Origin of the sequence: Bacillus sp. FSL K6-0255 (assembly GCF_045040725.1) — a bacterium.
Classification (GTDB): domain Bacteria; phylum Bacillota; class Bacilli; order Bacillales; family Bacillaceae; genus Bacillus; species Bacillus subtilis.
In genome coordinates, this window is sequence record NZ_CP150278.1 from 2,687,022 (window position 1) to 2,706,918 (window position 19,897).

Consider the following 19,897-nt stretch of genomic DNA (forward strand, 5'->3'; position numbering starts at 1 on the left):
TCTTGACACCTATATTTACACAAGGATAAAATAAACTCAAGAGTTTTTTATGGAGAACGGATGGAGGAAGACCGGATGATTTATTTAGATTATGCAGCGACAACGCCTATTTGTGAGGAAGCCCTTACTGTATATCAGAAGCTTAGTATGGATATGTACGGAAATGCCAGCAGCCTGCATGATGCAGGAGGAAAAGCAAAGCACATACTGGAGTACTGCCGTGAAAAAATCGCCAACATCATTGGCGGAGAAGCAAGCGGCATCTATTTTACAAGCGGCGGCACTGAATCCAATTTTCTGGCCATTCAATCATTGCTAAACGGCCTGCCAAAAACGAAAAGACATTTTATTACGACTGCCATGGAGCATCAGTCCATTCATAATTGCGCTGCTTTTTTGGAACAGCAGGGATATGATGTAACAGTCATTGAACCGAATGAATACGGGCTTATTACCGAGGAAATATTACTAGCCCATATCCGGCCGGAAACAGGCCTTGTATCTATTCAGCATGCAAATTCTGAAACCGGGATCATTCAGCCCATTCACCGCCTGTCTTCATACCTGCACAATAAGGGCATTCTTCTTCATTGCGACGCTGTTCAAACGTTTGGAAAGATCCCGATCAATACAAAAAATCTGGGAGTAGATGCACTCTCAATGTCCAGCCATAAAATCCACGGTCCAAAAGGAGTAGGGGCGGTCTATATCCGTCCGGATGTCCCTTGGAAACCCGTTTATCCTCTGACTACTCACGAATACGGATTCAGAGCCGGCACCGTAAATGTTCCCGGGATCGGTGCCTTCACTGCCGCTGCAGAATTGATCGTAAGCGAAATGGAAAAACAGATATCCCGCAATGAGGCATTAAGAACATACTTTCTAGACCAAATCCGTATTCGGTCTCTCCCTGTAACCCTTGCGGCAGACACTTCGCAAGCAGAATGTCTTCCGCATATTATAGGGTGTTTTTTTCACTCATTTGAAGGACAATATGTTATGTTAGAATGTAATCGGAGTAATATTTGCATTTCAACCGGCAGCGCTTGTTCTGCAGGTTACCACGGTCCGTCTGAAACAATGAAAGCATTAAGAAAAACCGAACAAGAAGCTCTGCAATTTATCCGCATCTCTTTTGGCAGGCATACAACAGCTGAACAGCTGGAACAGTTATTACATACGTTTACAGTGCTTTGGGAACAAAAGAAAGGAGAATTTGATATTGACCGAAGAATTAAAGCTAATGGGCGCCAACAGGCGTGACCAGCTTCTTCTGTGGCTGAAGGAATCTAAATCACCGCTGACAGGAGGAGAACTCGCAAAAAAAGCGAACGTTTCAAGACAGGTTATTGTACAGGATATATCGCTCTTGAAAGCGAAAAATGTACCGATTATCGCCACAAGCCAAGGATATGTATACATGGATGCAGCCGCTCAGCAGCACCAGCAGGCAGAAAGAATCATAGCATGTCTGCACGGTCCTGAACGGACAGAAGAGGAACTGCAGCTCATCGTCGACGAAGGCGTTACAGTAAAAGACGTAAAAATCGAGCATCCCGTGTATGGAGATTTAACTGCAGCCATCCAAGTAGGCACCCGGAAGGAAGTTAGCCATTTCATTAAAAAAATCAATTCTACGAATGCTGCCTACTTATCACAGCTGACCGACGGCGTGCACCTGCATACACTGACAGCACCTGATGAACATCGCATCGATCAAGCTTGCCAAGCCCTCGAAGAAGCCGGCATTTTAATTAAAGACTAAAAAAAGCCCTCTAGAGGGCTTTTTTATAATTGGTAAGACTGGTATGCACCCAGGAGCTTCACTTTGCAGCCGAGCGCTTCAAGCTCCTGCATGGCCCCTGGAATCAATACATCATCAAACGCTTTCTCAATATCAATAATAAAGAAATAATGGCCTAATCCGGTTTTAGTCGGACGTGACTCAATTTTTGACAAGTTTAAATTCCTCCAAGAAAATGCAGACAGCACTCTATGCAGCGCCCCGGACTGATCATCCTGCGGCAGCATGACCATTAAGGTCGTTTTGGGCCTAGAACTCAATTTTGAATTCACTTCAAAAGATATGTTTTCATCAGGAGACAGGATAACAAATCTTGTATGATTGTCCCTATAATCCTGTATATCCCGTTTCACGATTTTTAATTCGTATGTAGAAGCTGCCATATCATTGGCAATGACCCCGATATTCAGCTCGGGATGGTCACTGACAAACTTTGCTGCCGCCCCGGTAGAATTGGCGTATTCATATGGAACGGAAGGAAAATGTCGATGAAGAAATTTATGGCATTGCGCAATCGCGTGTGAATGTGAGTAAATTTTGTCGAGCTCTTTCCATGCATTCTCTCTAGAGGGATGGACGAGCAAGTGCTGATGAATCGGCAACGTCATTTCACCCACGATTGGCAAGGGCTGTTCATGTATTAAATAGTCTATTGTTAGATTAACAGATCCTTCTAATGCATTTTCCAAAGGAACAAAAGCAAAATCAACTTCGCCTGCAACGGCTGCATCTATACACTCCGGAATGGTGCGGTAAGCAACATGTTCGGCGCCGTTTTGAAAACAAGAACTGACTGCTAGATGTGTAAATGTAGCTGTTGGACCTAAATAACCGACTTTCATGACGATTTTCTCTCCCTTATGCACCTGAACCTAATATTTCAACCTTTTCTACAAAATCAAACTTCCTGAGCTTATTCATTAATGTATGAATGTCTTCTTCCATTGCCGACGTACTGATAGACAGTGTCACATTTGCTCTGCCTTGAAGCGGGATGGTCTGGTGAATGGAAAGAACGTTGCTTCCAGAATCAGCTACCGCCTGAAGAAGCTGAGATAACGCACCTGACCTATCCTCCAAATGAAAGAAAAGTGTGATAATTTGTTCTTTTACCATGGTGTAGAATGGAAAAACAGCATCCCTGTATTTATAAAACGCACTTCTGCTTAAATCGACCTTTTGAACGGCATCTGCTACTGAATCTGCTTTTTTTCGATCAAGCAGCTTTTTGACTTCCAATGTTTTTCTCATTGCATCGGGCAATACATCTTCACGGACAAGATAAAATGTCTCCTCTTTCATTTGCATCCCCCCTTTAAAATAGAGAGCCTGACACCAGGCTCTCTTTTCAGCCAACATTCATTAATCAATAAATTCAAATTCAAATTCCAGAAGCCTGATTATATCTCCATCCTTGGCTCCGCGTTCTCTGAGTGCTTCATCAACACCCATTCCGCGCATCTGTCTTGCAAACCGTTTAACCGATTCATCACGTGAGAAATCAGTCATCTTGAATAACCGCTCAAGGCTGTCTCCTGAAAGCACAAATACACCGTCTGGATCGCGTGTAATGTTAAATGGCACTTCTTCATTTTCCATCGTGTACATGACACGGTTTTGTGTAAGCTCTTCCTCGTCATATAGCGGGAATTCCGGTGTGTTCTCAAGCCGATTGGCAACCTCAAACAGAAGCTCACGCAGACCTTCTCTTGTCACCGCACTGATCGGGAATACCGGATAATCATCCGTCAACTTTTCTTTAAAGGCTTCGAGATTTTCCGCAGCCTCCGGCATGTCCATTTTATTTGCAACGATAATTTGCGGACGCTCGGTGAGACGCAGATTGTACTCGCTCAGCTCCTGGTTAATCGTAAGATAATCCTCATACGGATCGCGGCCTTCTAAGCCTGACATGTCAATGACGTGAACAATAACCCTCGTCCGTTCAATATGGCGCAAAAACTGGTGGCCCAGTCCGACGCCTTGGTGTGCGCCTTCAATCAGCCCCGGCAAATCAGCCATGACAAAGCTGCGTCCGTCATCCGTTTCAACCATGCCGAGATTCGGGACAAGCGTTGTAAAGTGATAGTCCGCAATTTTCGGTTTTGCAGATGAGACAACAGACAGCAAAGTAGATTTTCCCACACTCGGGAACCCGACAAGTCCGACATCTGCAAGCACTTTTAATTCAAGAACAATGTAGCGTTCTTTTCCTGGCTCGCCGTTTTCTGAAAGCTGAGGCGCGGGATTAGCCGGTGTAGCAAAGCGGCTATTCCCTCTTCCTCCTCTTCCGCCTCTTGCAATGACAGCCCGCTGTCCGTGCTCTGTTAAATCAGCGATGACCTGTTTTGTATCATCGTCTGTCACAACGGTGCCCGGCGGAACTTTAATGACCATATCATCAGCATTTCGCCCGTGCTGGTTTTTGGACATGCCATGCTCGCCGCGAATCGCTTTAAAGTGTTTTTTGTATCTAAAATCCATCAGGGTGCGGAGACCTTCATCTACTTCAAAAACGACGTCTCCTCCCTTTCCTCCATCACCGCCGGCAGGGCCGCCTTTCGGCACATATTTTTCACGGCGAAACGCAACCATACCGTTGCCGCCGTCGCCGCCTTTTACATATACTTTGACCTGATCTACAAACATAATGTCCTCCGTTCTAAACCGTTAAAAACTCCGCTAGTCCAACCCAATTTCAATCAGACATTCGTGGCTCGTGATTTCAAAACGCATGATATCAACGTCCTCATATCCATTCTGCCGAATATCATCAAAAGCAGATGGATCGGCAAAGGCGCCGTGAAAATCAAGGTACAGAATCAGCTGTCTGTCAGGATGATCCGTTTGAAGCGAAACCGTTAAATGATTTTCACTCTCTCTGCTGACTGCTTGATCAAACAGATGAAACAGCTTTCTCATCAGTTTCGCCAGCTTTTGATCATAAGCCGACAAATCCTTAATTTCTCCGAGAACTTCATATTCAAGCGTCATATAATGGGTTTTCCAATTAAACGTAAGAAAATCAAACGCCAAATGCGGTGTTTTCAGGTTTGAGAGCTTTGATTCGTGCTTTGCGTCTATAACCATTTCTTCAATCATTTCAAAGACACGGTCATACTTCTGCAAGCTTAAGTTTCCTTTAATCAGCTGCAGCTTATTCATCCAATCATGCCGGGAATGGCCAAGCAGATGAATCAGTTCGTTTGTTAATGCCGTGTCGCTTATATTTTCTTCTTGATTTTTTGAAACATCCTTCATTTTCGCACTCCCAATCATTTAATTTCTTATTTAGGAGTCTGTATAAGTGTGTATTATGAATTATAACAGAGAAGGCTTTGTTAGAAAAACAATTGTTTTTCCCAGAAATATCATGTTCCTTTTTTCTGGCTTTGGTTGATTTGCAGCCAGGCAGAACATTTTATGTATTACTGCTTGGGGAACATATCCAGTGGGTTTGAGATGTTTATTCTCATTCTTGGCGGGGTCTGCTCGCACATACTCTGCATTTCATTCTAGGTGTTTACTCCGCATATTGCAAAAAAAACTCCAGTCATCATCGACCGGAGTTTTTTGAATCATTATTGAGCTACAGGATATACGCTCACTTTTTTGCGGTCACGGCCGAAACGTTCGAATTTAACAGTTCCGTCGATTTTCGCAAATAGAGTGTCATCTCCGCCGCGGCCCACGTTTTCACCTGGGTAAATTTTTGTTCCGCGTTGACGGTAAAGGATAGAACCGCCTGTTACGAATTGACCGTCAGCACGTTTAGCACCTAAACGTTTAGCCTCAGAGTCACGTCCGTTCTTTGTAGAACCTACTCCTTTTTTAGAAGCGAAAAACTGAAGATCTAATCTAAGCATGTAGCTCACCTCCTATATTATGTTTGTGGTCACACGCAAGTTGTCTTTGTAATCCCGTTCGATTGTCTCCAGCGAAACAATCATGCCTTCAATCAGCAGCTGAGCTTTTTGGCGTGCCTCTGGATCAAGAGATTCAGGGAATTCAAAATAAAAATAACCCCCGTCCTCCCCTATATCAAGAAGCGGCTCGAAGCCCGCGAGCACAATGACCGCGTTAACGGCTCCAAACACAACGGCTGTCACTCCGGCACAAACAAGATCTTGTCCATGTTCAGCAAAATTCGCATGGCCCGTCATTTCAAAAGACAATATGCCTTTATCATGAGACCTCCTGATTGTTGCCTGAATCATGCTTACGCGTTGATTTTTTCGATCGTCACTTTAGTGTAAGGCTGACGATGACCTTGTTTTTTATGAACGTTTTTCTTTGGTTTGTATCTGAAAACAGTGATTTTTTTCGCGCGGCCTTGTTTTTCAACTTTAGCCGTTACTGTTGCGCCTTCAACTGTAGGGTTGCCGACTTTCACGTTGTCTCCGCCAACAAACAAAACGTCTTCAAAAGTAACTGTTTCACCTGCTTCAGCAGCAAGTTTTTCGATGTAAACAGTTTGGCCTTCTTCAACTTTGATTTGTTTACCGCCTGTTTTAATGATTGCGTACATTCTCTGCACCTCCTATTAGACTAAGACTCGCCAGATACCAGGGGGCTGTAAAAGCTCTTAACACCTGTACTGAGCGGTTGTAGCAATGGTGCTACATCCATAACATTAAAAAATATACCAAAATACAAGGCGTTTGTCAATCAGTTTTAGTAGGGCAGAAGCAGTTCCTCCATGGAAGAATTCGTCCGCTTATCGGCAAAGTAAGCGTGCAGCACTTCATTCTCGTCAAGCTGGCTGAGCTTTTGGCCTGATTTTTCTATAATAATCGGATGCTTACAGCCACGTTTGAACTCGGCCATCACATGATAGACTTTATCCTCCGCCTTTACTGTCAGCGGCAGAAGTTTCTCAAGCTCCCTGTTTTTTCCGTAATACCTTTCCAGGAGAAATCTCACATGGATATAGTGCCTTTGCCGATATTCCTCAAACAAGGAAACAGCCAGAAAGACAAACAAAACCCATGCGCTGATTTGCAGAGGAATCACGAATAAAACCCAGCACCCGAGCAGCAGGCAGAAGCAGAGCGACGTTTTTAGATTAAGCCGGTGAGCCTTTTGAAAAGGCAGCTGTTTGGAAAACAACAAAAATAACAGTTTTCCTCCATCCAGCGGCCAGATCGGCAGTAAATTGACAAATAAGATAGAAAGATTATAAAAGGTGAAGAGTTCAAAGGTATGCTGATGAATCACTGAGACTTCTGCAAGCATCCAGGCGGCAAACTGAAGCCAGATGTGCTGAAGAGGTCCGGCAATAATGACCGCAAACTCTTCCTTTAACGGCCGATTCCCGTGCTCTTCCACTTCGACCGTTCCGCCAAACGGCAGCAAAAAAACACGCTTGATTCTCCAAGAAAAAAACACAGCCAGAGCAGCATGCCCCAGCTCATGAATCAATACAATCAGGAGCAGACATAATAATGCTTTCATATGGCCTGTGAGCAAGCCCAGCGCCGCAATAATCCAAAGAAAAGGATGCACATGGATCTTTAAGATAAGGTCGAGCCATTTATTCAAATGAAATCACCTGAATCGGATCAATAAATTTATCGCCGTCTTTCATGGCAAAATAATAGACCCCTTTATTATGATCATCAAGCTTAATCGAACCGAGCTTTTTGCCTTTATCCACAAAATCATATAAAGCAACATCCACATCTTTGAGCTCGCCATAGATACTATAGGTGTTGTCAGCATGCTGCACCTTAACCGTCAGTCCCGTTTGGCTGTCTTTGCTGACTTCAACCACATAGCCTTCTTTTACGCTATCAATCTTATCACTGCTTGTTTCGACTTTAATTCCTTCCCCATTGTCCTGAAAATCCTGCTGTACTTTCCCGGATGCAGGCGCGATCAGATCTTTGCCTACTTCAATCTGCTGTTCCTTATTTTTGTGTTCAGGAGCCAGGAAAGCAAGCGGATTTCCGAATTTGGTTTCGAACCAATGGCTTGCTGAAGCAAATTGAAATTCAGTTTCAAAGGTTTTGGCTACGGCGGGTTTAATCTGACTGACGGGTCCAATGTTTGTTTTATAGGCTATAGCTGAAACGAGAACAAGGCAGGCCGACAGAAGACATTTCAGGATAATTGAATCTGTTTTCACCAATGGGTGTTTTCCGTTGAATGTTGGCATGTTATCTTCGTAGACCGGAAGTGTTCCATGCTTTTCCTGATCCGTTACCATCACCCAGGACGGGGGTTTCTGCTTTTCAGAAACTGTCTGAGTAGAGAAACGTTTTGAGCCGGAAAGCTGCTTTCTTCTTTTCTCTAATCGTTTTCTGATTTCATCTGCTCTGTGACTCATTGCCATCATCCTTTGCATTCGTTGGGTTTGTACATCATATGTCTTGTCCATGGCAAATATTCGGTTTAGTCAAGAACAAAGCAGGCAAAAACAAAAAAACCTGACACAGCATATGCTTTGTCAGATTCTTCTCTTTGATTCTATCACATTAAGATCTTACTCCGAAAAATGACTTAATCTTAGCCATCATTCCTTTGTTTTGCTCTTCAAGCACCTGTAAAGGAACAGATTCACCTAAGATGCGGCGGGCAATATTGCGATATGCAATAGAAGCGCGGTTTTTCGGGTCCATCGCAATCGGTTCACCATGGTTGGAAGCTTTGATGACTTCATCATCATCAGCCACGATTCCGAGCAAATCGATCGACAGATGCTGTACGATTTCGTCGATATCCATCGTGTCACCGTTTTTCATCAGGTGATTTCTGATTCTGTTTACAACAAGCCGCGGCGATTCAACATTTTCTTCTTGCTCCAGCAGCCCTATAATACGGTCAGCATCACGAACAGCTGAGATTTCAGGCGTAGTGACCACAATCGCTTTATCAGCTCCGGAAACGGCATTTTTGTACCCTTGCTCGATTCCGGCAGGACAGTCTATGATGACATAGTCAAATTCCTGTTTGAGCTCTTGGACCATGTTTTTAATTTGTTCAGGAGCAACAGCTGTCTTATCGCTCGTTTGAGCAGCGGGCATTAAATAGAGCAGATCATCGAAACGTTTGTCTTTTACGAGCGCCTGATGCATTTTGCATCTGCCCTCTACAACGTCTACCAGATCGTAAATAATTCTATTTTCAAGACCCATTACAACATCAAGGTTGCGCAGTCCTATATCAGTATCTACTAAGCATACACGCTTCCCTAAAATGGCTAAGGCGGTACCGAGGTTCGCAGATGTTGTTGTCTTACCTACTCCGCCTTTTCCCGAAGTTATTACGATAGCCTCACCCAATTCACATTCCTCCCTCAAGCCTTGTTAGATCAGGTCTTAAATGAGCCAAATGTTGAAGGCGTTCAATGACCATATTTCCATCTGTATCTAAATAAGCACATTCCATTTCGTTCCCTTTTTGAATGTGGTCTGGGGAGCGATTTAACACATGATTGATTCTTAATTGTGTCGGAAGCATTTCAGAGGCGGCGATGACCGCTTGATTATTTCCATTGAATCCAGCATGCGCAATTCCTTTCAGTGAGCCCAGAACAAAAATGTTCCCTCCGGCCCTGACTGTTCCGCCGGGATTCACGTCACCGATCAGGAGCAAGTCGCCTTTTACCTGCAGCACTTGGCCTGAACGGACAATTTTTGAAACAGAAATAATTTCGGCTTCCTCTCTTATCTGCTGTGCTTCTTTTTTAGTAATGACTTCACTGTCAATAGAATGAACAAACAAATCTTTCTTTGACGCAATCAATTCGGTTAGCTGTTCCTCTTGCTCCTTATATAAAAAGCGATTTCCCAGCTTAACATGAACGCTGATTTTCTGGCCTTTTCCATCGGTATATTGTTCAATTGACAGCATATTCTGAAGACCATCGAGAAGCTCATCAAAAGAACACGCATCATCCAGATGCAATGTTAGTCCATTCTTTGTTCCTTTTATTGTTACATATTGCTGCTTTTTGGTCTTCACAATATTCACCTCAACAACATACTCATTTCGTCAAAAAAAGATAAAATCCTTTTTACTCATCTCTCAATTCTTTCTTTAGACTCATAAAAAACAATCTAAATGGCAGAACAAGAATAAGAGCTGCTGCAATATTTAATAAAATTGTCGGTATAAACCGGTCAAGCACAAATCCGTTAAACGTCATAATGTCTTTATGAATCAAAGACTGAATGCCGAATACGTAAAATTCGAGCAGACAGACAGCCAGAACTGCTATCAATATCACTACAAATGCGTTTGTATGCAACACTTTAAACGCTTTTGAAGCCAAATAGCATAGCCCTGCAAAACCAAACATGTAAACGCCTAATAGACTTGTATAGTTCATGTCATATAGAAAGCCAAAAATAAATCCGTAAATCATCGCGTGTTTTTGGTTGATAAAAGCCGACATGAATATCAATACAAGCATCAAAAAACGCGGGGCGAGCACTTGGTCATCTGTAACGAAAGGAAAATGCACCAAATCTGTAAAAATGCTTTCCGCAGAAAAAACAAGCATCATAACGAAAGGGAGAAGGAAACGTTTCACGATCCTTCCTCCTCTGTATCGACAGTCGGCACGTCACGGTTAACAACGATCACATTATTTAAATCTGTAAGGTCAGCCGCAGGTTTTACATAAGCAACCTTCGTTAATCCATAGGAATCTGACTCGATATCAGTCACTTCACCGATTGTCAGCCCTTCTGGGAAAACACCGCCTGTCCCTGATGTTTCAATAAGATCGCCTTTTTTCACGTCTTGTTTATCCTTACGCTCAATAATTGTCATCTTAAGACGTTTTTTCTCTTTGTCATATCCTTCGATCAAGCCGTAGCCTTTGCTGCCTTTTTTTCCGGAAATTTTTGTCGCGACTCTGTTATTGCGGTCAGTATCGCTTAAAAGCTGAACAGCAGACGTAAAATTGTTAAGTCCGGAGCTTTTGATCTTGCCGATTAATGCGCCTTTTTCGTTTGTAACGGCCATATCTTTCGCTACGTTTTGCTGAGTCCCCTTGTTAATGGTGACCTGTTTCGCCCAATTATCAGGGCTTCTGGCGATGACCGTTGCTAAAATCGGCTTGTAATCTTTAATCGATTTGACATGGCCAAGCTCGTCACGCAAGGATTTGTTTTCTTCTTCAAGCTCTTGAAGCTTGGCTTCATATTGTGTCTGTCCGTCAAGTTTTTCTCTTAGACGCTCGTTTTCTTTGTATGTGTTTTTTAAATCATTGATGTTCTCAAATATTCCTGCAAAAAATTCGGCAGGCGTATGAAAAATATTTTGAAATACTCCCGTCGTATCGCCGATCACTTTCTCAGGCCAGGTGGTATTGCGGCCGCCCTTCAGCGAAAATCCAATCATAGCCACCAATATGATAATACACAGAAGTAATAGCATTAACCGCTTATTCGGCATCGTGTTACACCTCTTCTATTGAACTCCCGATTATCTAGTTTTCCCTTTGAAAAGATGGATGTGCTCCAGTGCTTTCCCTGTTCCGATCGCTACACAATCAAGCGGATCTTCGGCGATAAGGACCGGCATTTTTGTTTCTTCGCTGATGACTTTGTCCAAATTGCGCAAAAGCGCTCCGCCGCCGGTTAACACTATACCTCTGTCCATGATATCTGCTGCAAGCTCAGGCGGTGTTTTTTCGAGTGTGCTCTTCACTGCTTCGACAATTGTAGATACAGTGTCGCGTAGAGCGTTAGAAATCTCTTTTCCTGTAATTTCAATTGTTTTCGGCAAACCTGTGAGCAAATCGCGGCCGCGGATTTCCATGTTGTCGGATTCTTCAGGAGCTTCTGCAGATCCGATTTCCATTTTAATCGCTTCAGCCGTACGGTCACCGATCATCAGATTGTACGTTTTTCTGATGTAGTTGATAATCGCGTCATCCATCTCATCACCGGCTACACGGATTGACTGAGACGTTACGATGCCTCCGAGGGAAATAATCGCAACTTCTGTCGTACCGCCCCCGATATCAACAACCATGCTTCCAGTCGGTTCCCAAACTGGCAGATTGGCTCCGATTGCTGCGGCAAAAGGCTCTTCAATCGGATACGCGTCACGCGCTCCCGCCTGTCTTGTCGCATCGATAACAGCGCGTTCTTCAACAGCTGTAATGCCTGATGGGACACATACCATTACATATGGTTTTCTGGCAAACATGCCTTTATTTTTTATGGCCTGATTGATGTAATATTTCATCATCGTCGCCGTTGTTTCATAATCAGCGATAACGCCGTCTTTCATCGGGCGCAGAGCCACCACGTTGCCCGGTGTCCGTCCAATCATATTTTTCGCATCATTTCCGACAGCGACAATCGATTTCGTATCCGTCTGCAAAGCGACAACTGACGGCTCTCTCACAACAATTCCTTTTCCTTTTACAAAAACAAGCGTATTCGCAGTTCCAAGATCTATACCAAGGTCTCTAGCACCAATTCCAAACATATGTATGTATCTTCCTTTCTTAAAGCAAAAATACCCTAAAGGGAAAAACTCATAAACTCTATTATAGCTTAATTCGACGAAAAAAAAAGTGTTACAAATATCCTTTTTCCTTTAAACTCACAAATTTTTTATCCCCGATCACCAAATGGTCAAGCAGCTCGATGCCAATCAGGTTTCCGCATTCAAACAGCCGTCTTGTCACTTCAATATCTTCCCTGCTAGGCGTCGGATCTCCAGAAGGATGATTATGAACACAGATAAAGGAAGCGGCAGATCGTTTAAACGCTTCTTTAAACACCTCTCGCGGGTGGACAATAGATGAATTCAGGCTTCCGATAAATACGGTGCGTTTATGGATGACTTGATTTTTTGTATTTAAGTATAAACAGACAAAATGCTCCTGGGTTAAAAAGCGCATATCCTCCATGACAAGATTAGCGCCGTCTTCCGGGGAGCGAATAACGAAATGTTCTTCGTTGGCTAATTTATGAATCCGGCTTCCAAGCTCCACTGCTGCCAGTATTTGAATCGCTTTTACCATACCGATTCCCGGGATGCTTGACAGCTCTTCAACCGATGCTTCCTTGAGCAGGCGCAGCCCGTCAAATGAGCGCAGCAGCCGGTTTGACAGGTCCAAAACAGATTCGTGTTTAGTCCCTGTCCGCAATAATATAGCCAAAAGTTCATGATTCGCTAAGTTCTCGGCTCCGACTTTCAGGAGCCGTTCTCTTGGCTTTTCTTTCATTGGGAAATCTTTGAGTTTTAATGGCAGATCGTGTATGACCAAGCACTCCTTTTCTTTCCCTTCCCGTTTATAGAACCGTCATGCCCTTATATCAAAATGGCGAAGAGCTCTCATTGTTTTTGATATAGGAAGGCCCATGACTGAATAGTAATCTCCGTCTATTTTCTTTACAAAAAGCGCGCCTCTTCCTTGGATGCCGTATGCACCTGCTTTATCCATCGGCTCTTTTGTTTCAATATACGTCCAAATCTCTTCTTCACTGAGGGACCAAAACGCAACTTCTGTCTTATCATAAAAAGTCTCGCTGTGATTTTCAGCTTGAATGCTGACCGCGGTTATTACTGAGTGGCTTCGGCCTGAAAGCCTCCGCAGCATAGATGCAGCTTCTTCTTGATCCTGCGGTTTGCCAAGGCATTCGCCGTCAAGGCATACCATTGTATCAGCACCGATAACGATTGCATGCGGGTGGAGATCAGCTACAGCCTTAGCTTTTTGTTTTGCCAACCATTGGACGTTTTCTTCTGGTGAAAAGTTTCGATTTAATTTTTCTTCTACTTCACTGACAATAATGGAGTAGGGCAGCTGGAGAAGATCGAGGAGTTCTTTCCTGCGCGGAGATTGTGATGCAAGTATTAGCGGTTTTGTCATGTTCGTCATCCTTTCAGGGTTTGCTTAAGAAAAAAAGATACTCGTTTATCCTACCAAATCACGAGGCTTGTCACAATTTCAGAAAAATAACTTTTTCATGACAAAATAAAAAAAGCCTGTCACTAAAGGACGAAGGCTCAGGGCACTATCTCTTATTTTACGACGGCTAACAGCTCCTGCTGAGCCTTCCACCCGGCTTCAGCACTTGGATCTTCTAATTCCTTTAAAGCCTGCAAAATCGCTTTTTTCTCTCCTGTTTCTGACGCTTTTGTTTCACCAAGCGACTTTTCTATTTTCTCTACACTCGCTTTTGTAATGTCTTCGCCGAGAATCGCCTTTGCTGCAAGCTCCGCTGTTTCCTTAAAAGAATCTGTCATATCTGACTCTATTGATAAGGAAAGCTCCTTGCCTCCCCAGGCTTCAAAATCACTGTCGATTAAAACCTGTCCTAACTGCTGTGAGACATCCTTTTCACTTGCTAAGCCTGCAATAACATACGTATACCCGTCATCCTTTGACAGTGACACGGCGGAATATCCTTTTTCGGTCAATTGTTCTGTTAACGTTTCGGCACCCTTTTCATTTGAAAATTTTCCGGCTTGTACAGCGTATGTTTTATATGTACCTTCAGTTTGCGCCGCTTGTTTTTCTGTGCCTGAAGTTTGTTTATCAGTTGAAGTATCCCCTGCTTTTGCCGTTTGGCTGCCTAGAGAATCCTCTAAAGAGGCCGGTGCTGACGCTTCTTTATTCCCCGATATGCTTAACGCGAATAGCCCTAATCCAGTGCCAATGACAGCCGCGAAGGCAATCGTCGCAGCCACTCTTTTTACTGGTTTGGCAGTCCCGGTCTTTCCTTTTGCATAAGACTTTGTTTTTTTCTTTTGATAAGGAGGAACAACTTTAGGGTCCTCTTTAAACACCTTGTCTTCCTCTGAATCCCAATTGAATTCATCTTCATCAGGATGTTCCTGGGATGCCGCAACCTCTTGTTCTGCCTGTCTTTTTTCCTCCCAATTTGAAAATGTCATGCTTTTATCCGCCTCTGTCTCAGGCGTCTCTTGTTCGTAAACCGTCTCTTCTTTTCCATTAATCGTCACCTTGAGGGCTTTTTCTGCGGCTTTACTGTTTTTTTTATTCTTTCTTTTTTTCAATTCCGCTTCCTCCCTTCATTTGCTTGACCGTTCTTGTCGGCTTTTCATGCTACACACTTTAGCACAGGCAAAGAAAAAAAGAACAAGACTTTTGTCGCCTTGTCCAAAAAACGTTCGTCAAATTTTTCAGCAGTCAGCCCAATGCCATTTTGATATAAAAAGAAATGATAGAGTCACCGTATAAATAGGCTAAAATGCTCCCTGCGGCTATAGCGGGGGCAAAGGGAAGCGGCTGCCTTTTAGCGAGTCTACCAGTCAGAACGGCTGCCGCTCCATATAATGCACCTATCAAAACAGAAAAGAAAAAGGCAGCTGCCAGCATTTTCACACCAAGCACAAAGCCAATCACCGCAAATAATTTAATATCTCCTCCCCCTACTCCCCCATGGGTGATTGCGGCAATTACAGCCAGAAATAGAAATCCGGCTGCCGCACCTAACAGGCCTGCATACCAGGAATCAAGCGGAGAAATCAATCTCGCGGCCGCCAAAAAGGGAAGAAAGAAAATCAATATACGATTTGGAATCAGCATAAAATGAATATCTGTCACTGCAACAATAATGAGAAGAGAGATAAACACCACAGCGGGAAACAGTTCCAGCGACGTGCCAAAGCGTATTCCTGCGGCGGCAAATAAACACGCTGTCACAAGCTCTGCTGCGGGATACATAAAAGAAATCCTATGCCCGCAGCTTTTACATTTACCTTTTTGAAATAGGAATGACAGGATGGGAATTAATTCTGCAGGAGTTAATGTCCGCCGGCAAAACGGGCATGATGAACGGGGCGCAATAATAGATAGATGTAAGGGGATACGGCACCCGGCCGTATAGTAAAAAGAACCAAGGATAAGTCCGAAGATAAAAAGAATGGATAGCATAGACAACACACCTTTACTCATTGAGTTCTGGTATGGATTGTAGCAAAAGGGACATCCTGAGCTCCAATTGGGAATATTCAATTTTACACATAAAAAAAAACGGCAGAATCTTTTTTTTGATTCTGCCGGAGCCGGATGCTTTTATTTCAACCTTTTTCGAATGTCAGAAATAAAGTAAAGAGATCCGGTAATCAGCACAATTTCATTTGAGCCCTTTTTGCTTTCTATGAATTTGATCACATCGTCTGGATCTTCACTCCAGCTTTTATTGCTGATTTCACTTGCATCATAGAGATCTTTTGCAAGAGAAGCACGCGGGAAATCAAAAGAAGCAAAATGAATCGCATGAGCAATGGTTTCCAGTCTTTTAATCATGTTCTGATACGGTTTGTCCTTTAACGCGCTAAACACCACAGAAATGCGTGAATTGGCGAAACGCTGCTTCATCGTTTCCGCCAGCTTTTCAACACCTTCTTCGTTATGCGCACCGTCTAAATATACCGGAGGATGCTCCTGAACAAGCTCTAACCGTCCCGGCCAAGCAGCCTTCACAAGCCCGCTCCTTAACGCTTCGTCACTGATATGGGCGATATTCTCCTTATTGAGCCACTCCGCAGCCAAAATGGACAAAGCAGCATTTTGTCTTTGATGGGTGCCAATCAGAGATGTCCGAATATCTTCATAGCATTTCTCTTCCGTTTTGAATGAAAACTGTTCTCCTGCAGGCAGAGCCTCTTCATTGAAAATAACACATGCATCATGCAATGACTGGAACGGCGCAGCATGCCGTTCGGCTTCGTGGCGGATGACCTGTAACGCTTCCGGCTGGGTAACTGCTGTAACGATTGGAATACCTTCTTTAATAATACCGGCCTTTTCTCCTGCAATTTCTTCAATGGTGTTTCCCAAAATGTTCATATGATCGTGTCCGATGCTTGTAATCACAGTTAAGAGCGGTTCAACCACATTAGTAGAATCGAATCTACCGCCCAGACCTGTTTCAAAAATAACAAAATCGACCTTATGAAACTCTGCAAAATATAAAAATGCACAAGCTGTCATAATTTCAAATTCTGTCGGCTGTCCGTATTCCGTTTGATCAAGGGCTTCAACGTGCGGTTTCATTTGATTGACGAGTGCTGTCCATTCCTCATCAGAAATCGGTATCCCGTTTACGCTGATCCGTTCATTAAACGTAATAATATAAGGCGATGTAAATGTTCCAACCGTATATCCGGCTTCCTGCAGCATAGAACGGATAAAAGCGACAGTTGATCCTTTACCGTTTGTTCCTGCGACGTGGAACGCTCGGATTTTTTTTTCAGGATGTCCTAACCGCGCCATCAGCTGTTTCATTCGACCAAGTCCGGGCTTCACCCCGAATTTCAGCCTCCCGTGAATCCAGCTGCGCGCATCTTGATATGCAGTAAACAATGATAATCCCCTCTTTTATAAGACAAGGCGGTTTCTCTAGAAACCGCCCCGGCTTTTCATTAACCCTTCAGCTCAGCCATTCGTTTTTGAACAGCGTCACGCTTCGCCACATAATCTTTTTCTTTTTCACGTTCTTCATCAATTACGTGTGCAGGCGCTTTTTTCATAAATCCTTCATTTCCAAGTTTCTTTTGGACACGCTCAACTTCTTTTGTCAGTTTATCAAATTCTTTTTGCAGACGGGCAATTTCTTCATCAATATTGATTAAGCCTTCAAGCGGAAGAATAACCTCTGCTCCTGAGACAACGGCCGTCATCGCCTTATCAACAGCCTCAATATCGGTGCCGATTTTAAGCACGCTCGGATTCGTAAAGCGTTCAACATATGAACGGTTCGCTTCGAGGCGGGACGCTATTTCGTCTGTGCTTGTTTTAATGTACAGTTCAACCTGCTTGCTCATTGGCGTATTGACTTCACTGCGGATATTGCGCACAGAACGGATCAGCTCAACAAGAAGCTTCATGTCAGCTGCCGCTTCAGTATCGGTATGCTCCGGCACTACTGCAGGCCATTGACTTACTGTAATCGATTCCCCTTGGTGAGGAAGGTGCTGCCAAATTTCCTCCGTTAAGAATGGCATAAACGGATGGAGCAGACGCATCGTTTGATCAAGTACGTAAGCAAGGATGGAACGGGTAGTTTTCTTAGCCGCTTCGTCTTCTCCATAAAGCGGAAGCTTCGCCATTTCAATATACCAATCACAGAAATCATCCCAAATAAAGTTATATAAATGGCGTCCTACTTCACCAAATTCATATCGGTCAGCAAGCTGGGTCACGTGCTCGATCGTTTCATTTAATCGCGTTAAAATCCACTTGTCAGCGACTGACTTTTCACCTGACAGATCAAGCTCATCGTACGTCATGCCATCCATATTCATTAATGCAAAACGGGAGGCGTTCCAAATTTTATTGGCAAAATTCCAGGTCGATTCCACTTTTTCATAGCTGAAGCGCAGATCCTGGCCAGGAGAGCTTCCAGTCGCAAGGAAATAACGCAGAGAATCGGCTCCGTACTTGTCAATCACATCCATCGGGTCGACACCGTTGCCAAGAGATTTACTCATTTTCCGGCCTTGCTCGTCACGGATTAAGCCGTGGATTAAAACATCTTTGAACGGGCGCTCGCCTGTAAATTCAATGCCTTGGAAAATCATGCGTGATACCCAGAAGAAAATGATATCGTACCCTGTCACGAGAACATCTGTCGGATAGTAGCGTTTAAAGTCTTCAGCCGTTACATCAGGCCAGCCCATTGTGGAGAAAGGCCATAGCGCAGAACTGAACCATGTATCCAGTACGTCTGTATCCTGTTCCCAATTTTCGCTGTCTTCCGGCGCTTCAAGTCCGACATATAGCTCGCCTGTTTCTTTATGATACCAGGCAGGAATACGATGGCCCCACCACAATTGACGGGAGATACACCAGTCGCGGATATTTTCCATCCAGTGTAAATACGTTTTTTCGAAACGGTCAGGCACAAAGTTGACCTTTTCTTCTTTTTTTTGCAGCTCAATCGCTGCATCAGCAAGCGGCTGCATGCGCACAAACCATTGTGTAGAAAGATAAGGCTCCACAACAGCCCCGCTTCGTTCACTATGGCCGACAGAGTGCATATGATCCTCGATCTTGAAGAGAACTCCCGCCTCCTGTAAATCTTTCACGAGCTTTTTGCGGCATTCAAAACGATCCATACCTTGATATTGGAGCGCATTTTCATTCATCGTGCCATCTTCATTCATGACAAGGATGCGTTCTAAATTGTGGCGGTTGCCAAGCTCGAAGTCGTTCGGATCATGAGCAGGCGTAATTTTCACGGCACCTGAACCAAATTCCATATCAACATAGTCATCACCGACAATCGGAATTTCACGATTTACAATCGGCAGGATCACCGTTTTTCCGATAAGGTGTTTATAGCGCTCGTCTTCAGGGTGAACGGCAACAGCTGTATCACCGAGCATTGTTTCAGGACGTGTCGTCGCAATTTCAATTGAGCCTGAACCGTCAGCAAGCGGATAGCTCATATGATAGAATGCGCCTTGAACATCCTTGTAAATCACCTCAATGTCGGATAGGGCTGTTTTTGTCGCTGGGTCCCAGTTAATAATATATTCGCCTCTGTAGATCAGGCCTTTTTCATAAAGCTTAACGAATACTTCCCTTACCGCTTTGCTCAAGCCTTCATCCAGCGTAAAACGTTCACGGGAATAATCTAGGCCAAGACCTAATTTCGCCCACTGGCTGCGAATAAAGTCAGCATATTCTTCCTTCCACTTCCACGTTTCTTCGAGGAATTTTTCACGGCCTAAATCGTAGCGGGATTTGCCTTCTTCACGAAGTTTCGCCTCCACTTTAGCCTGTGTCGCGATGCCGGCGTGGTCCATGCCAGGAAGCCACAGCACATCATAGCCCTGCATGCGTTTCATTCTTGTTACAATGTCTTGCAGCGTTGTGTCCCATGCGTGGCCAAGGTGAAGTCTCCCTGTTACGTTTGGCGGCGGGATGACAACAGAGTATGGCTCTTTTGTCTGGTCACTGCCCGCTTCAAAAAATTTGCCTTTTAGCCAAAAATCATATCGGTCTTTTTCAACCGCTGCCGGATCATATTTCGTCGGCATTGTTTGTTCATTCGTTTCCATCATAACCCTCCAGCATGTTTAAAAATGGCTGAGAACGAAAAAAGAGCTCTTCATCCCTGTAAAAGGACGAAAAGCTCTTTCGCG

At 43.9% G+C, this 19,897-nt stretch carries 23 protein-coding genes and 2 other annotated features (1 of these 25 running past the window's edge); of the genes, 3 read left to right on the forward strand and 20 right to left on the reverse strand.

From position 1 onward, the window contains the following. The first annotated feature begins 75 nt into the window (after positions 1–75). Together nifS and MHB62_RS13980 are read left to right on the forward strand one after the other, a co-directional pair. Positions 76–1,263, forward strand: coding sequence for a cysteine desulfurase NifS (nifS, locus tag MHB62_RS13975; RefSeq protein ID WP_029727121.1), 1,188 nt, complete (start codon positions 76–78; stop codon positions 1,261–1,263). Next, positions 1,223–1,765 (forward strand): transcription repressor NadR, encoded by a 543-nt coding sequence (locus MHB62_RS13980; RefSeq protein ID WP_004398582.1) that lies wholly within the window; start codon positions 1,223–1,225, stop codon positions 1,763–1,765. Before nifS ends, MHB62_RS13980 begins: the two co-directional genes overlap by 41 nt. Positions 1,766–1,788: 23 nt before the next feature. On the opposite strand, the gene pheA is transcribed toward MHB62_RS13980, so the two are convergent. The 4 genes from pheA to spo0B are packed head-to-tail and all read right to left on the reverse strand — an operon-like array spanning position 1,789 to position 5,065. Beyond that, positions 1,789–2,646, reverse strand: coding sequence for a prephenate dehydratase (gene pheA / locus MHB62_RS13985; RefSeq protein WP_032722265.1), 858 nt, complete (start codon positions 2,644–2,646; stop codon positions 1,789–1,791). 16 nt (positions 2,647–2,662) lie between these two features. Further along, positions 2,663–3,106, reverse strand: a complete 444-nt coding sequence (gene thrR / locus MHB62_RS13990) for a transcriptional regulator ThrR (RefSeq protein ID WP_003222630.1) — start codon at positions 3,104–3,106, stop codon at positions 2,663–2,665. Positions 3,107–3,166: 60 nt separating this feature from the next. Continuing rightward, positions 3,167–4,453: a GTPase ObgE gene (gene obgE, locus MHB62_RS13995; RefSeq protein ID WP_032722266.1), complete on the reverse strand. Its 1,287-nt coding sequence runs from the start codon at positions 4,451–4,453 to the stop codon at positions 3,167–3,169. A 33-nt stretch (positions 4,454–4,486) separates the two neighbouring features. Continuing rightward, positions 4,487–5,065, reverse strand: a complete 579-nt coding sequence (gene spo0B / locus MHB62_RS14000; protein WP_004399131.1) for a sporulation initiation phosphotransferase Sop0B — start codon at positions 5,063–5,065, stop codon at positions 4,487–4,489. 77 nt (positions 5,066–5,142) lie between these two features. Between spo0B and MHB62_RS14005 the strand changes: the two genes are divergently transcribed. Beyond that, positions 5,143–5,265: a hypothetical protein gene (locus tag MHB62_RS14005; protein ID WP_003229671.1), complete on the forward strand. Its 123-nt coding sequence runs from the start codon at positions 5,143–5,145 to the stop codon at positions 5,263–5,265. A gap of 120 nt (positions 5,266–5,385) precedes the next feature. Here MHB62_RS14005 and rpmA read toward each other — a convergent pair whose 3' ends face one another. The 16 genes from rpmA to valS all read right to left on the reverse strand — a co-directional run bounded on the left by rpmA (position 5,386) and on the right by valS (position 19,813). After that, the gene (gene rpmA, locus MHB62_RS14010) at positions 5,386–5,670 is read right to left on the reverse strand and encodes a 50S ribosomal protein L27 (protein ID WP_003222623.1); all 285 of its coding nucleotides are present in this window, start codon (positions 5,668–5,670) and stop codon (positions 5,386–5,388) included. A gap of 12 nt (positions 5,671–5,682) precedes the next feature. Continuing rightward, complete coding sequence (locus tag MHB62_RS14015; RefSeq protein WP_003229669.1) at positions 5,683–6,021, reverse strand: ribosomal-processing cysteine protease Prp; 339 nt, start codon at positions 6,019–6,021, stop codon at positions 5,683–5,685. Between the two features lie 2 nt (positions 6,022–6,023). Beyond that, positions 6,024–6,332, reverse strand: a complete 309-nt coding sequence (gene rplU / locus MHB62_RS14020) for a 50S ribosomal protein L21 (protein WP_003229668.1) — start codon at positions 6,330–6,332, stop codon at positions 6,024–6,026. Positions 6,333–6,345: 13 nt separating this feature from the next. Continuing rightward, positions 6,346–6,421, reverse strand: a sequence feature (ribosomal protein L21 leader region). 57 nt (positions 6,422–6,478) lie between these two features. After that, entirely contained in the window at positions 6,479–7,345 is an 867-nt protein-coding gene (gene spoIVFB, locus MHB62_RS14025; RefSeq protein ID WP_004398649.1) for a stage IV sporulation intramembrane metalloprotease SpoIVFB, read from the reverse strand. Beyond that, complete coding sequence (gene spoIVFA, locus MHB62_RS14030; protein WP_004398684.1) at positions 7,338–8,132, reverse strand: stage IV sporulation protein SpoIVFA; 795 nt, start codon at positions 8,130–8,132, stop codon at positions 7,338–7,340. Before spoIVFA ends, spoIVFB begins: the two co-directional genes overlap by 8 nt. Positions 8,133–8,280: 148 nt before the next feature. Beyond that, the gene (gene minD / locus MHB62_RS14035; protein WP_014664846.1) at positions 8,281–9,087 is read right to left on the reverse strand and encodes a septum site-determining protein MinD; all 807 of its coding nucleotides are present in this window, start codon (positions 9,085–9,087) and stop codon (positions 8,281–8,283) included. Between the two features lies 1 nt (position 9,088). Next, positions 9,089–9,769, reverse strand: a complete 681-nt coding sequence (gene minC, locus MHB62_RS14040; protein ID WP_004398901.1) for a septum site-determining protein MinC — start codon at positions 9,767–9,769, stop codon at positions 9,089–9,091. A 52-nt stretch (positions 9,770–9,821) separates the two neighbouring features. After that, positions 9,822–10,340 carry a rod shape-determining protein MreD gene (gene mreD / locus MHB62_RS14045; RefSeq protein WP_004398811.1) on the reverse strand — a complete coding sequence of 173 codons (519 nt, stop codon included), beginning with the start codon at positions 10,338–10,340 and terminating at the stop codon, positions 9,822–9,824. Next, on the reverse strand, positions 10,337–11,209 hold the full coding sequence (mreC, locus tag MHB62_RS14050) for a rod shape-determining protein MreC (RefSeq protein ID WP_009967915.1): 873 nt from the start codon (positions 11,207–11,209) through the stop codon (positions 10,337–10,339). Before mreC ends, mreD begins: the two co-directional genes overlap by 4 nt. 30 nt (positions 11,210–11,239) lie before the next feature. Continuing rightward, positions 11,240–12,253: a cell shape-determining protein MreB gene (gene mreB / locus MHB62_RS14055; RefSeq protein ID WP_003229650.1), complete on the reverse strand. Its 1,014-nt coding sequence runs from the start codon at positions 12,251–12,253 to the stop codon at positions 11,240–11,242. Between the two features lie 91 nt (positions 12,254–12,344). Beyond that, positions 12,345–13,040, reverse strand: a complete 696-nt coding sequence (gene radC, locus MHB62_RS14060; RefSeq protein WP_003246034.1) for a DNA repair protein RadC — start codon at positions 13,038–13,040, stop codon at positions 12,345–12,347. Between the two features lie 36 nt (positions 13,041–13,076). Beyond that, entirely contained in the window at positions 13,077–13,646 is a 570-nt protein-coding gene (locus MHB62_RS14065) for a Maf family nucleotide pyrophosphatase (RefSeq protein ID WP_004398496.1), read from the reverse strand. Between the two features lie 152 nt (positions 13,647–13,798). Further along, on the reverse strand, positions 13,799–14,797 hold the full coding sequence (spoIIB, locus tag MHB62_RS14070) for a stage II sporulation protein SpoIIB (RefSeq protein ID WP_015714459.1): 999 nt from the start codon (positions 14,795–14,797) through the stop codon (positions 13,799–13,801). A gap of 133 nt (positions 14,798–14,930) precedes the next feature. Further along, positions 14,931–15,677: an A24 family peptidase gene (locus tag MHB62_RS14075; protein WP_072592551.1), complete on the reverse strand. Its 747-nt coding sequence runs from the start codon at positions 15,675–15,677 to the stop codon at positions 14,931–14,933. 141 nt (positions 15,678–15,818) lie between these two features. Continuing rightward, positions 15,819–17,111, reverse strand: a complete 1,293-nt coding sequence (locus tag MHB62_RS14080; protein WP_003229640.1) for a folylpolyglutamate synthase/dihydrofolate synthase family protein — start codon at positions 17,109–17,111, stop codon at positions 15,819–15,821. A gap of 59 nt (positions 17,112–17,170) precedes the next feature. Continuing rightward, positions 17,171–19,813 (reverse strand): valine--tRNA ligase, encoded by a 2,643-nt coding sequence (valS, locus tag MHB62_RS14085; RefSeq protein ID WP_004398606.1) that lies wholly within the window; start codon positions 19,811–19,813, stop codon positions 17,171–17,173. 59 nt (positions 19,814–19,872) lie between these two features. Beyond that, positions 19,873–19,897: a binding site (T-box leader), on the reverse strand; it runs 198 nt beyond the window's last position.